General features: G+C 49.7%; 1 protein-coding gene. It reads left to right on the top strand.

From position 1 onward, the window contains the following. Positions 1 to 723, top strand: a 723-nt coding sequence (locus M9196_RS23275; RefSeq protein ID WP_250619883.1) for a VCBS domain-containing protein, incomplete at both ends; no start/stop codon positions are given.

The following is a 723-nucleotide window of genomic DNA, read 5'->3' as shown; positions in this document are numbered from 1 at the left end:
ATCCACCATCAAGGTCACGATCAATGGCACCAACGATAAAGCCACGGTTAGCAGTGCGACCGTTGCTATCGATGAGACCGACAAAGCGGTAACTACCTCAGGTACGCTAATCAGCACCGATGTCGATAACCCAGACAATGCCTTCACACCCGACTCTATTACTGGAGCTAACGGCGACCTTACTATTGATGCTAATGGTCATTGGGCGTTCACCGCCAACAGTGCGTTTAATCAATTGAACGTTGGCGATAAAGTAGAAGAAACCTTCACCGTAACTTCGATTGATGGCACACCCTCGACCATCAAAGTCACGATTAACGGCACTAACAACGCCGCAACGGTCAGTAGTGCAACTGTAAGTGTGGATGAAACTGACAGCGCTATAACAACTTCTGGGACCCTCACCAGTACCGATGTAGACAACCCAGATAATACCTTCACACCGGGTTCCATTTCCGGCACCAATGGCGACCTAACTATTGACGCTAGTGGTCACTGGGTGTTCACCGCCAACAGCGCGTTTAACCAATTAAACGTCGGCGACAAGGTTGAGGAAACCTTCACGGTGTCGTCTGTTGATGGCACACCATCAACCATCAAGGTCACGATTAACGGCACTAATGACAAAGCCACAGTCAGCAGTGCGACCGTTGCTATTGATGAGACCGACAAAGCAGTAACCACATCAGGCACGCTAACCAGTACCGATGTCGATAACCCAGA

The sequence above is a fragment of the Vibrio methylphosphonaticus genome (assembly GCF_023634655.1).
Taxonomy (GTDB): Bacteria; Pseudomonadota; Gammaproteobacteria; order Enterobacterales; family Vibrionaceae; genus Vibrio; species Vibrio methylphosphonaticus.
This window is presented reverse-complemented; position numbering and strand designations above follow the sequence as displayed.